Genomic DNA, 12,685 nt, shown 5'->3' with positions numbered 1-12,685 from the left:
TGGCCACCTAGAAAGGGAACAGCGGGCTAAGGAAGAAACGGTCGAACCAGCCCGGCTGACTCGCATCAGCAAACGAACCCGTACCCGAGTAGGTAATGCGCGCATCGGCAATGCGTGTCGACGGCACGGTGTTGTCGGTGGAAATGTCATCGGCGCGGACCATGCCGGCAATGCGTACCAGCTCGTCGCCGGTGTTGAGGGTCATCCACTTTTCACCGCGAATGGCGATGATGCCGTTGGGCAATACATCGGCCACGGTCACGGTAATCGAACCGGTCAGGCTGTTGCCCTGCCCCGCCGCGCTCTTGCCATTGGTGGCACGGTCGCCGCTGTAGCCGGCGCTCAGGCTCAAGTCACCACTGCCCAACGGGTTGTTGGTGTTAGGCACGGCACCAAACAACGAGGTCAGGCCGATACCGGTCTTGCTGGTCTTGCCCACCTGGGAGTTGGCGTTCTTGCTGGCCTGAGTCTTCTCGTTCAGGGTGATGGTGATGATGTCACCGACCCGGAACGCCTTGCGGTCGCTGTACAGGTTCTGTTCAAAACCGGCCTGGTAGATCGAGCCATTGTTGGCAGCCGCCGGCAACGGCGTGCGTGGCAACACCGGCGCGTAGTACGGGTCATTGGGTTTTGGCGTCGGGGCGACACAGCCCGCGAGCACGGCAATCCCACTCAATGCCAGAACAGAAACATAGCGATTCATGACCCTTACCTCACGGTGTTGCAGGCGCCCTCAAGAGCGCCCCATAGACTTGATTACAGATTCTGCGTTACGAACGAAAGCATCTGGTCGGCGGTGGAGATCACCTTGGAGTTCATCTCGTACGCGCGCTGGGTGGTGATCATGTTGACCATCTCCTCAACCGTGCTCACGTTGGAGGTTTCCAGGGTGCTTTGCAGCGTGGTGCCGAAACCGTTCAGGCCAGGGGTGCCGATTTGCGGCGCGCCGCTGGAGGCGGTTTCCAGGAACAGGTTGTTGCCCATGGCTTGCAGGCCGGCCGGGTTGATGAAGTCAGCGGTCTGCAGATTGCCGATCACTTGCGACGCGGGGTTGCCGGCCACGGTGATCGACACGGTGCCGTCGTTGCCGACGGTGAAGGTCTTGGCGTCGGCTGGAACGATCACGGCCGGCTCCAGGGCGAAACCGTTGGCGGTCACGATCTGGCCGTTAGAGTCCAGGTGGAAAGTACCGTCACGGGTGTAGGAGGTGGTGCCGTCCGGTTGCAGGATCTGGAAGAAACCGCGGCCGTTGATGGCCATGTCCAGCGGCTGGCCGGTTTGCTGCAGGTTACCGGCGCTGAAGTTCTTCTGGGTGCCGACGATCTGCACACCGGTACCCAATTGCAGGCCCGACGGCAGTTCGCTGTCCTGGGTCGACTGGGCGCCTGGCTGCTTCTTGATCTGATAGAGCAAGTCCTGGAACTCGGCACGGTCACGTTTGAAACCCGTGGTCGACACGTTGGCCAGGTTGTTGGAAATGGTGGTCAGGTTGGTGTCCTGGGCGGACAGGCCTGTTTTGGCAACCCATAGAGCCGGAAGCATGCTGTTCTCCTTCGTGCGCCTGTTTGTTGGCGCTGCGCCGCAAAATTAGTGTGTTGGATCAGCTCATCTGCATGACGCGCGTCATGGCCTGATCGTCTTCTTTAGCGCTGTTCATCATCTTGATGTGCAGCTCGAACTGCTTGGAAAGCGCCAGCACCGCAGTCATTTCTTCCACGGCATTGACGTTGCTCGCCTGCAGGAAGCCCGAGGTCAGCTTGACGTTCGCGTCGGCCTGGGCCGGCTGGCCATCCTTGGTATGGATGGTGCCGTCGAGGCCCTTATTCATGTTCTTCAGGTCCGGCTGGACCAGCTTGATGCGGTCCACTTCAGCCATCACCCGCGGGCCTTCGCCCATGGCGCGGATGCTGATGGTGCCGTCGGAACCCACTTCGATTTTCTGCTGGGGCGGCACGGCAATCGGGCCACCATTGCCCATGATCGGCATACCGTTGCCGGCGCGCAGCACGCCCAATGCATCAACGTTCATGCTGGCGCTGCGCACGTAGGCTTCGCTGCCATCAGGGGTCTGCACGGCCATCCAGCCGTCGCCGTTGACGGCCACGTCCAGGTCACGACCGGTCTCGATCATTGCGCCAGGGGTGAAGTCGGTGGCCGGACGCTCAGTCATGGCAAACGCCCGCGCCGGAAAGCTGTCGCCGAACACCGGCATCGAACGCGCCTGCTCCAGGTCACGTTGGAAACCATTGGTGGAAATGTTCGCCAGGTTGTTGGCATGGGCCTTCTGCGCCAGAGCATTCTGGCTGGCGCCGGTCATTGCCACATAAAGGTACTTGTCCACGCTTCTTCCTCTTTCTGACGGACGCTTGCCGCCCACCGCTGTACTGATGAGGCTTAAGCAATTTGCGAACCAACTTTTGAAAAGAGGGAGAAGTGCAGGCGGGGCGGGGGTTTGCCGTGAGGTGGGGGGATTTCAGGGTTGAGCGTGAGTCGAAAAAACGGCGGACTACTGCCGCCTGCGGCAAGCCCCCTGCCACATTGGGTTATTTATCAGCCTTCAGGATTTCGTAATCGCGCAGCTTATTGGCGATGGTGGTGTGCGACACCCCCAGACGCTTGCCCATCTGCCGACTGCTGGGATGCTCGGCATACAAAGCTTCCAGTACCGCCTTCTCAAATCGCCCGACAATCTCATCCAGGCCACCCTCCAGCGAAAAATCGCCAAGCGGCTGACGCACGCCATAATCCGGCAACCGGATATGCTCGGCCTTGACCGTCCCGCCGTCGCACAACGACACCGCCTGGAACAGCACGTTTTCCAACTGCCGCACGTTGCCTGGCCAGTGGTAGTGACTCAGGCGCTCCATCGCGGCGGGCGCCAACCTGGGCAGCGGGCAACCGATCTGCCGGCTGGCCTGGTCGAGAAAGTGCTCGACCAACGGCGCCAGGCCATCGAGGCATTCGCGCAATGGCGGGATATGCAGGGACAGCACATTGAGGCGGTGGTAGAGGTCCTGGCGGAATTCGCCACGGGCGCACAGCTCGGACAAATCCACTTGGGTGGCGCAGATCACCCGCACATCCAGGTACACCTCTTCATCGCTGCCGACGCGACGGAAGCAGCCGTCCTGCAAAAAGCGCAGCAGCTTCACCTGCAAGCGCGCACTCATTTCCCCCACACCGTCGAGAAACAACGTACCGCCCGCCGTCAGCTCCAGCAGGCCCAGCTTGCCTTCAGCCCTGGCCCCCTCGAAGGCGCCAGGGCCGTAGCCGAACAACTCGGTCTCGGCCATCGACTCAGGCAGGCCGGCGCAGTTGAGCGCCATCAACGGTGATTGCCCACGCGGGCTGGCCAGGTGACAGGCCCGCGCCAGCAGCTCCTTGCCAGTGCCGGTTTCGCCTTCTATTAATAGAGGCGCATCCAGCGGCGCCATGCGTCGGGCTTCACGCACTACGGCGGCCATGACTTTGGAGCTCTGGAAGATACTGTCAAAGCCGCGCAGCTCCTGCTTGCGCACGTTGTAGATGCGCTCACCGACGCGGTCGGCGCGGTGCAGGGTCAGCACAGCGCCGGCCATGGCTTCGCTGTCGTCATGCTCGGAGGATTGCAGCGGTGCGATGTCCGCCAGAAACACGTCGCCCTTGACCTTGACCCGCAGGCCGTTGATCCGCGACTTGCTCGCGCGCACCAGCTCCGGCAAGTCAAAGTCCTCGGCGTAGCGCGACAACGGAATGCCCGGCACCTCATCCACCCGCACCCCGAGCAACTGCGCCGCGGCGCGGTTGGCAGCGACGATGGAACCGCCCATGTCGATGGACAGCACCGGAAACTCCAGGGCACCCAGCAGTGCATTGAGCTCCATATGCCGGCGCTCGCTGGGCATCAGCCCTACCCTCTTTACGCCAAACACCCCGGCAATCGCCTCGAATTGCGGGCGCAGCGCCTGGAACTGCATGTTCACCAGATTCGGACAAAACAGGTAGATGGCATTGCCATGCTCACCGCCGACCTCGCCCTTGGCGACGTTGACGCCGTATTCCACCAGCAGGTTGAGGATGTCCCGCAGGATGCCGATGCGATTCTGGCAGTGCACTTTGATACGCATGAAGAGGCCCGAAAAGTGGGGAGGCGCCGCGTCTTTTTGTCGCTGGGCGCAGATAGTCGTCAAGATTATGTGACAGCCACAGCGACTTTCCCAGCCCAATGCAGCGGTCAACCTCACAAGCGTAACGAATAGTTTACGAAAAGCAGTAAATTTTCCTACATCGAGGCGTTTTAAACAGATGGAATCTGGCCCCGCACGGGTTATCAATAGGCTCATCGCAGGACATAACAAGAACGAATGCCTAGCAGGAGAGCCGTATGAAGCAGACGCAGTACGTGGCCCGCGAGCCCGATGCGCAAGGTTTTATCCACTACCCGCCGGAAGAACACGCGGTGTGGAACACCCTGATCACTCGCCAGTTGAAAGTGATCGAGGGTCGCGCCTGCCAGGAATACCTGGACGGCATCGATAAACTCGACCTGCCCCACGATCGCATCCCGCAACTGGGCGAAATCAACAAAGTGCTGGCCGACACCACCGGCTGGCAGGTAGCCCGTGTGCCGGCGCTGATCCCCTTCCAGACCTTCTTCGAATTGCTCGCCAGCAAGCAGTTTCCAGTGGCGACCTTTATCCGCACCCGCGAAGAACTGGACTACCTGCAAGAGCCGGATATTTTCCACGAGATCTTCGGCCACTGCCCGTTGCTGACCAACCCCTGGTTCGCCGAATTCACCCACACCTACGGCAAGCTCGGCCTGGCGGCCACCAAGGAGCAACGGGTGTACCTGGCGCGCCTGTACTGGATGACCATCGAATTCGGTCTGGTGGACACCCCCGAAGGTCGACGCATCTACGGTGGCGGCATTCTGTCGTCGCCCAAGGAAACGGTGTACAGCCTGTCGTCCGAGCCCGAACACCAGGTGTTCGACCCGCTGGAAGCCATGCGTACGCCGTACCGCATCGACATCCTGCAACCGCTGTACTTCGTGCTGCCCAATCTGAAGCGCCTGTTTGAAGTGGCACAGGAGGACATCATGGGCATGGTCGAGCGCGGCATGCAGTTGGGTCTGCACGCGCCGAAGTTTCCACCGAAACCCAAAGCGGCTTGAACCTTACATCTTCAGGCCAGGTGAGTCTGTTCCCTGGCCGCGCGTTGCTTTAGGGTGACGCTACTGATCTTCAAACACTCGAATTCAGGACACCATCATGACCACCTTGAACCAAGCCCATTGCGAAGCCTGCCGCGCCGATGCCCCGCAAGTCAGCGACGAAGAACTGCCGGTACTGCTCAAGCAGATCCCTGACTGGAACATCGAAGTGCGCGACGGCGTGATGCAACTGGAAAAGGTTTTCCTGTTCAAGAACTTCAAATTCGCCCTGGCGTTCACCAACGCCATGGGTGAAATCTCCGAAGCCGAAGGCCATCACCCAGGCCTGCTCACCGAGTGGGGCAAGGTCACCGTGACCTGGTGGAGCCACTCCATCAAGGGCCTGCATCGCAACGACTTCATCATGGCCGCGCGCACCGACGAAGTGGCCAAGGACGCCGAGGGCCGCAAGTAATGCACTTCGATGCCATTGGTCGCGTGCCCGGCGACCCGATCCTCGGGCTGATGGACCTGTACGCCCAGGACGCCAACCCGAACAAATTCGACCTGGGCGTGGGCGTTTACAAGGATGACCAGGGCCTGACGCCGATCCCGCACTCGGTGAAGTTGGCCGAGCAGCGCCTGGTGGACACACAGACCACCAAGACCTACATCGGCGGCCACGGCAATGCCGCGTTCGGCAAGCTGATCAGCGAGCTGGTGCTCGGCGCCGACTCCCCGCTGCTGCGCGACCGGCGTGCCGGCGCCACCCAGACCCCAGGCGGCACCGGTGCCCTGCGTTTGAGCGCCGATTTTATCGCGCAAAACCTGCCGGGCCGTGGCGTATGGCTGAGCAACCCGACCTGGCCGATCCACGAAACCATCTTCGCCAAGGCCGGCCTCCAGGTCAGTCATTACCCCTACGTGGGCGCTGACAATCGCCTGGACGTGGCGGCGATGCTCGCCAGCTTGTCCAGCGTGCCCCAGGGCGATGTCGTGCTGCTGCATGCCTGCTGCCACAACCCGACCGGGTTCGACCTGTCCCAGGATGACTGGCGCCGGGTGCTGCAGATCGTGCGCGAGCGCCAGTTGCTGCCACTGATCGACTTCGCCTATCAAGGCTTTGGCGACGGCCTGGAACAGGACGCCTGGGCGGTCCGGCTATTTGCGGCCGAGTTGCCGGAAGTGCTGGTCACCAGCTCCTGCTCGAAAAACTTCGGCTTGTACAGCGACCGTGTCGGCGCGCTGATCGTCTGCGCGGCGGATGCCGAGAAACTGACAGACGTGCGCAGCCAACTGGCGAACACAGCGCGCAACCTGTGGTCGACGCCGCCGGACCATGGTGCCGCAGTGGTGGCGACCATCCTCGGCGATGCAGGGCTGAAAAAGCAGTGGAGCGACGAGGTTGAAGCCATGCGCTCGCGGATCGCACACCTGCGCTCCGGCTTGGTGGAGGCGTTGGCGCCACACGGCCTATCGGAGCGTTTTGCGCATATCGGCGCGCAGCGTGGGATGTTTTCCTATACCGGCTTGAGTGCCGAGCAGGTGAAGCAACTGCGTGAGAAGCACAGTGTGTATATGGTGAGTTCGGGAAGGGCTAACGTGGCCGGGATTGATGCCACGCGGTTGACGCTGCTGGCCGAAGCCATCGCCGACGTTTCCCGCTGACGAAACCCGGAATAAATGTGGGAGGGGGCTTGCCCCCTCCCACATTTGGCTTGTGTGCAACTTCAGCCGGCGACCATCTCGGCCTTGAGCTGCGCCTCTTTTGCCTGCGCATCCGCCAACCGATACAACTCGATACTCCCATCCCAGTGCTCGATCAACGCCGTGCATGACTCCACCCAATCCCCGCAATTGAGGTAATCCACCTCGCCCACCTTGCGAATCTCCGCATGGTGAATATGCCCGCACACCACTCCATGCAACTCGCGTTTGGTCACCTCGTGGGCGATGGCTTCTTCGAAATCGCTGATGAAGTTCACCGCCGTCTTGACCTTGTGCTTGAGGTACGCCGACAGCGACCAATAGCCATAGCCATAGCGCGCGCGCCAATGGTTCAGCCAGCGGTTGAGCGTGAGGGTGAATTCGTAGGCCGAATCGCCGAGGAACGCCAGCCAGCGGTGATAGCGGGTGATCACGTCGAACTGGTCGCCGTGGATCACCAACAGATGCCGACCATCGGCCGTCACGTGAACGGCTTCGTCCACCAGCTGGATATTGCCCAGGATCAGTTTGGAATAACGGCGCAGGAATTCGTCATGGTTACCGGTGACATAGATGACCTCGGTGCCGCGCTTGGCCATGGTCAGCAGGCGACGGATCACGTTGGTGTGGGCCTGGGGCCAATACATGCCGCCACGCAGTTTCCAGCCGTCAATGATGTCGCCGACCAGGTAGACCTTGTCGGCGTGATAGCCCTTGAGAAATTGCGACAGATGCTCAGCCTGGCAATCCCGGGTGCCCAGGTGCACATCGGAAATCCACAGGGTACGCACCCGTTGCTTGCGGCTGGGCTTGGTGAACTCGGCACTGGTCATGGGCATCCCTCGACGGTGTTTTCGCGAGCTTGCGCCCTGGCGATTAATAGCCCATGACAACTGTGCGTCAGTCTGATGACAGCGCCTGCCGGCCGCAAAGCGTTGTAGACTGCCGGCTTGCCGCCCCGGAGATCACTATGGGACCCGCCCTCACCCTGCGCCATTACCTCGAAGCGCCCCTCGCCCACAGCCATGATCATGCGCAGTTGGTGTTCGGCCTGTCCGGGCACCTGGACCTGGAAGTCGATGGGCGTGGCAGCCAGGTCCGCGAAAGCAGCGTGATGGTGCTGCCCTTCTCGGCCCACCATGCGTGCGGCAGCCGTGATGGCAGCCGGTGCCTGGTGCTGGATGTGCCCACCGAGCATTGGGTGCTGCAATCGCTGGGCGAACATGCCGACGCCAGCCGCCGCCTGCTCGACCAACCGGCGCGGCTGGCCCTGGATACGCGGCAGAGCCAGTTGGTGCAATGGCTGGCGCAAAGCCCGGTGCATGACCCGCTGATCGTCCAGCAAGGGGCGGTGCTGTTGCTGGCCAGCCTCAATCATCCCCAGGCCCAACCCCTGCCGGGACGGCGCCTGCCGTACGCGGCGTTCAATGCGCACATCGAGCGCCACCTTGCGCACCCGCTGCAGGTGGCGGACCTGGCGCGTATCGCCGACCTGTCGGTGGCACGTTTACACGCACGCTTTATCGCCGAATGCGGGCAAACGCCGATGGACTACATCCGCAGCCGTCGCCTGCAGATGGCCTTGGACCTGCTGCGCAAAACGCCGCTACCCATCGGTGAAGTCGCCGATCGCGTCGGCTACACCTCGCAAAGCGCCTTTGCCGCCGCGATGCTGCGTGAGTTCGGCGCATCACCGGGGGCATTGCGCCGCAACGCGTAGGAAGAGTCCTGCGATAAAAAACGCGAGCCGCACGACAGACATCCACACCGGCGACCCACTAGACTGCGCACTTGCCACCCGCTTGTCTCAAGGATCGCAATGACTCCCCGCTCAGCCCTCGGCGCCCTGCATATCGGCGCATTGATGTTTGGCCTTACCGGCGTATTCGGCAAACTCGCGGCCGCTTCGCCGGCCATCATCGTGTTTGGTCGCGCGGTGTTTGCCGTGGTGGCTCTTGCGGTGTTTGCCCGGTTCGCCAGCAACACGGCGTGGAAGACACTGGAACTGCGCGACTGGCGCCGGCTGCTGGTGAGCGGCGTGTTGCTGGCAGCGCACTGGGTGACCTTCTTTATCGCCGTCAAGGTGGCCGGCGTGGCCGTCGCGACACTGGGCTTCACCGCGTTCCCGGCGTTTACCGTGATCCTCGAAGGGTTGATTTTCCGCGAGCGGATCCGCCCCAACGAAATCGTGCTGGTGGTGCTGGTCAGCGTCGGGCTGGTGCTGGTCACCCCAGACTTCAACCTCGCCAGCGAAGCCACTGGCGGCTTGCTCTGGGGGATCGCCTCGGGGCTGTTGTTTTCACTGTTATCGCTGAACAACCGCGCCAGCTCCGGCCGCATCCCCGCAGTGCAGGCGGCGTTGTGCCAGAACGTGGTGGTCGCTGTTTGCCTGTTGCCGGTGGCGGCACCGGGGCTGACCGAAGTACGGGCAATCGACTGGCTGTGGATCGGCTTGCTCGGCGTGTTCTGCACCGGCCTGGCCCACAGCCTGTTTGTCGCCAGCCTCGCGGTGATCAAGGCACGCACCGCCTCGGTGGTGTTCGCCATGGAGCCGGTCTACGGCATCACCGCCGCCTGGCTGCTGTTTGCCGAAACGCCGACGCTGCGCATGCTGCTGGGTGGCGCGCTGATCATCGTCGCCATTGTGCTGTCGGGGTTGATGGGCAGCGCCAGCCAGGCCAAACAGCCCACTGCAACGGCCTGATCTATACTTTCAATATCCGCAACAGTCAGCAGTCGTTCAACGGATAACCGACAGCTCGACGACAGCCAGGGTGTGTTCTGAAGTTGCTGCAAGCGAGTGGTCACAACCTCAACGCGATGCGGGAGCTTTACCATGGAAATGCTCATCAGCTTATTGGTACAGATCATCAGCGGGGCGGTCGGCGGCAACGTCGCCGGCATGACCAAACAGAGCCTCGGGACCGGGCTCAATACACTGATCGGTGGTGTCGGCGGACTGGTGTTGGGTCAGGTCGCCGCGGCATTCACGGGCACCTCGGGCGGTGAAGCGCTGGATGTAGCGGCAGTTGGCAGCAACATTGTGGGGGGTGGGATAGGCGGCCTCATACTGACGTGGCTGGTTGGCTTCATCAAACACAAGATGGCCGCCAAATAGGGCTGCACTAGAGGGTCACCGCCCCTAATAAGGCGGTGACTTTCACTGCGTACGGTCGTTGTGCCCCAGGTCACGCTGCGGGTCGATCCTGTCGCGTACGCGCTGCTTGAGCACCTTGGCTTCGGGGAAACCACCGTCCGCCTTGCGTTCCCAGATCTGCACGCCATCGCAGGTGATGCGAAACGCGCCGCCGGTGGCCGGCTCGAGTGAGACCTTGCCCAGGTCATCGGCAAATGTACTCAACAGCTCCTGCGCCAGCCACGCGGCGCGCAGCAGCCACTGGCACTGGGTGCAATAGGTGATGACGATCTCGGGTTTGCTTGTGGACATAACTTGAGAAGCTCCTGGCATAACGGGCTCGGCGGATCGAGTGGCTATAATACCGGCCTTTATCGCCCAGCCCCGAGATTCCTGATGCGCCGCCTGCTGTCCTGCCTGTTGCTGTGCCTGCTCCCTCTGCTTGCCGACGCCATTGAAGCGCCCCGCCCGAAAATCGGCCTGGTGCTGTCCGGCGGCGCCGCCCGTGGCCTGGCCCATATCGGCGTGCTCAAGGCGCTGGAAGAGCAAGGTATCCAGATCGACGCGATTGCCGGCACCAGCATGGGCGCGGTGATCGGAGGGCTGTATGCGTCGGGCTACAAGATCGATGAGCTGGAAAAACTGGCGCTGAGTATCGACTGGCAACAGGCCTTGTCCGACGCACCACCCCGCGAAGACGTACCGTTCCGACGCAAGCAGGATGACCGGGACTTCCTGGTCAAGCAGAAACTCAGCTTCCGCGACGACGGCAGCCTGGGCCTGCCACTGGGTGTGATCCAGGGCCAGAACCTGGCGCTGCTGCTGGAAAGCATGTTCGCCCACACCAGCAACACGCGCAATTTCGACAAGCTGCCTATCCCCTTCCGCGCGGTGGCCACCGATATCACCACCGGTGAAAAGGTGGTGTTCCACAAGGGCCACCTGCCCCAGGTGATCCGCGCCAGCATGTCGATCCCGGCGGTATTCGCCCCGGTGGAACTGGACGGCCGGCTGCTAGTGGACGGCGGCATGACCGACAACATCCCGCTGGATGTGGCGCGGGAGATGGGCGTGGACAGCGCCATTGTCGTGGACATCGGCACCCCGCTGCGTTCGCGCAAGCAACTGGCCACGGTGGTGGATGTGCTCAACCAGTCCATCACCCTGATGACCCGCCGCAATTCCGAGGAACAACTCAAGGACCTGCACCCCAAGGACGTTCTGATCCAGCCGCCCCTCGCCGCCTATGGCGTGACCGACTTCGGCCGCGCCAAGGACATGATCGACGCCGGCTACCGCGCCACCCGCGCCCTTGACGTACGCCTGGCCCACCTGCGCCCTGCCGAGCCGGTCGACCCGCAATTGGTGGCCGCCCGCACACCGGGCGAACGCACCCCGGTGATCACCGCGATCAGCGTAGAGAACGATTCGAAAGTCAGCGACGACGTGATCCGCTACTACATTCGCCAGCCCCTGGGCGAGCCGCTCAACCTGGGCCGCCTGCAAACCGACATGGGCACCCTGTACGGCCTGGATTATTTCGAGCAGGTGCAATACCGCGTGGTCAAGAAAGGCCAGGACAACACCCTGGTAATCAGCGCGCGGGGCAAGCGCAGCGGCACCGATTACCTGCGCCTGGGCCTGAACTTGTCGGATGACATGCGCGGCGACAGCGCCTTCAACCTCGGCGCCAGCTACCGCATGAATGGCATCAACCGGCTCGGTGCGGAATGGCTGACGCGGGTGCAGATCGGTGACCGCCAGGAGCTGTACAGCGAGTTCTACCAGCCGATGGACACCGGCTCGCGCTACTTTGTCGCACCGTACATCAGGGCCCAGGCGCAGAACGTCGAGCTGACCCTGGACAACGACCCGATCTCCGAATACCGCCTGGAGCGCTACGGTTTCGGCTTGAACGTCGGGCGGCAGATCGGCAACAGCGGCGAGATCCGCTTCGGCGTCGGCGAAGCCTGGGGCAAGGCGGATGTGCGCATCGGCGACCGGGATTCGCCCAGTGTGAGTTTCAGCGAAGGGTTCTATGAATTGAAATACTCCTTCGACTCCCTGGACAACGTGTACTTCCCCCACAGCGGCGAAGACATCGGCCTGGCCTTGCGCGAATTCGAACCTGGGCTGGGCTCGGACCAGCGCTACCGCCAATGGGAGTTCAAGCTCGACAAAGCCATGAGCCACGGCCCGGACACCCTGGTGCTGGGTGGACGCTACGGGCGCACCCTGGATGATTCGGATGTGGTGATTTCAAGCTTCCTGCTGGGGGGCGCGCGGCAGCTCTCAGGCTTCCGCCAGGATGCGATCTCGGGGCAGAACATCAGCCTGATGCGGGCGGTGTACTACCGCAGGCTCACGCCTCGCTCGTACTTGCCGCTGGATTTCCCGCTGTACCTGGGTGCGTCACTGGAGCGCGGCCGGGCATGGAACAACGACAATGAATTCGACAGCGGCTATATCAATGCGGCGAGTATCTTCCTGGGGTTCGATACGCCGTTGGGGCCGCTGAACTTCAGCTATGGGTTCAACGATGATAACCAGAAGGCGGTGTATCTGAACCTGGGGCAGACGTTTTAGCGTTTTGCACAGAACCCGATTGTGTAGAGCGGCGCTGTTGTGGCGAGCGGGCTTGCCCCGCGCTGGGGTGCGCAGCGGCCCCAAAAACAGACGACTGATTTCTAACTGAAAAAACGCGGTGA

The 12,685-nt window shown here is 62.2% G+C and carries 13 protein-coding genes; 7 read left to right on the top strand and 6 right to left on the bottom strand.

Annotated elements, in window-relative coordinates; all coding sequences use genetic code 11:
• Window positions 1-7: 7 nt before the first annotated feature.
• The 4 genes from flgH to NL123_RS08680 all read right to left on the bottom strand — a co-directional run bounded on the left by flgH (window position 8) and on the right by NL123_RS08680 (window position 4,106).
• Window positions 8-703, bottom strand: a complete 696-nt coding sequence (gene flgH, locus NL123_RS08695; RefSeq protein WP_016976553.1) for a flagellar basal body L-ring protein FlgH — start codon at window positions 701-703, stop codon at window positions 8-10.
• 53 nt (window positions 704-756) lie between these two features.
• Window positions 757-1,542 carry a flagellar basal-body rod protein FlgG gene (flgG, locus tag NL123_RS08690; protein ID WP_025855853.1) on the bottom strand — a complete coding sequence of 262 codons (786 nt, stop codon included), beginning with the start codon at window positions 1,540-1,542 and terminating at the stop codon, window positions 757-759.
• Between the two features lie 58 nt (window positions 1,543-1,600).
• Entirely contained in the window at window positions 1,601-2,341 is a 741-nt protein-coding gene (locus NL123_RS08685; RefSeq protein ID WP_248483420.1) for a flagellar basal body rod protein FlgF, read from the bottom strand.
• Between the two features lie 202 nt (window positions 2,342-2,543).
• Window positions 2,544-4,106 carry a sigma-54-dependent transcriptional regulator gene (locus NL123_RS08680; protein ID WP_494357585.1) on the bottom strand — a complete coding sequence of 521 codons (1,563 nt, stop codon included), beginning with the start codon at window positions 4,104-4,106 and terminating at the stop codon, window positions 2,544-2,546.
• Between the two features lie 257 nt (window positions 4,107-4,363).
• Here NL123_RS08680 and phhA point away from each other — a divergent pair, with 257 nt between their 5' ends.
• From phhA to NL123_RS08665, 3 genes are all read left to right on the top strand, one after another.
• The gene (gene phhA / locus NL123_RS08675; protein ID WP_248483425.1) at window positions 4,364-5,155 is read left to right on the top strand and encodes a phenylalanine 4-monooxygenase; all 792 of its coding nucleotides are present in this window, start codon (window positions 4,364-4,366) and stop codon (window positions 5,153-5,155) included.
• Between the two features lie 97 nt (window positions 5,156-5,252).
• Window positions 5,253-5,609, top strand: coding sequence for a 4a-hydroxytetrahydrobiopterin dehydratase (locus NL123_RS08670; protein WP_010208721.1), 357 nt, complete (start codon window positions 5,253-5,255; stop codon window positions 5,607-5,609).
• A complete protein-coding gene (locus NL123_RS08665) occupies window positions 5,609-6,802 on the top strand; it encodes an amino acid aminotransferase (protein WP_494357584.1) in 1,194 nt (397 codons plus the stop codon). Before NL123_RS08670 ends, NL123_RS08665 begins: the two co-directional genes overlap by 1 nt.
• A 62-nt stretch (window positions 6,803-6,864) precedes the next feature.
• Here the strand turns inward: NL123_RS08665 and NL123_RS08660 are convergent, their stop codons facing one another.
• Window positions 6,865-7,674 (bottom strand): UDP-2,3-diacylglucosamine diphosphatase, encoded by an 810-nt coding sequence (locus NL123_RS08660; RefSeq protein ID WP_025855848.1) that lies wholly within the window; start codon window positions 7,672-7,674, stop codon window positions 6,865-6,867.
• 137 nt (window positions 7,675-7,811) lie between these two features.
• Here NL123_RS08660 and NL123_RS08655 point away from each other — a divergent pair, with 137 nt between their 5' ends.
• The 3 genes from NL123_RS08655 to NL123_RS08645 all read left to right on the top strand — a co-directional run bounded on the left by NL123_RS08655 (window position 7,812) and on the right by NL123_RS08645 (window position 9,959).
• Entirely contained in the window at window positions 7,812-8,561 is a 750-nt protein-coding gene (locus NL123_RS08655; RefSeq protein ID WP_494357583.1) for an AraC family transcriptional regulator, read from the top strand.
• Between the two features lie 99 nt (window positions 8,562-8,660).
• Window positions 8,661-9,545: a DMT family transporter gene (locus tag NL123_RS08650; protein ID WP_248483431.1), complete on the top strand. Its 885-nt coding sequence runs from the start codon at window positions 8,661-8,663 to the stop codon at window positions 9,543-9,545.
• A 132-nt stretch (window positions 9,546-9,677) separates the two neighbouring features.
• Window positions 9,678-9,959: a hypothetical protein gene (locus tag NL123_RS08645; RefSeq protein WP_248483433.1), complete on the top strand. Its 282-nt coding sequence runs from the start codon at window positions 9,678-9,680 to the stop codon at window positions 9,957-9,959.
• Between the two features lie 42 nt (window positions 9,960-10,001).
• Here NL123_RS08645 and NL123_RS08640 read toward each other — a convergent pair whose 3' ends face one another.
• Entirely contained in the window at window positions 10,002-10,289 is a 288-nt protein-coding gene (locus NL123_RS08640; RefSeq protein ID WP_058424930.1) for an Rdx family protein, read from the bottom strand.
• Between the two features lie 84 nt (window positions 10,290-10,373).
• On the opposite strand from NL123_RS08640, the gene NL123_RS08635 reads away from it, so the two are divergent.
• Window positions 10,374-12,563, top strand: coding sequence for a patatin-like phospholipase family protein (locus NL123_RS08635; RefSeq protein ID WP_494357582.1), 2,190 nt, complete (start codon window positions 10,374-10,376; stop codon window positions 12,561-12,563).
• Window positions 12,564-12,685 lie beyond the last annotated feature (122 nt).

It is taken from the genome of Pseudomonas sp. FBCC-B1565, from assembly GCF_059133265.1.
The sequence above is the reverse complement of the archived record's forward strand: the minus strand, read 5'-3'. Positions and strand labels throughout refer to the sequence as shown.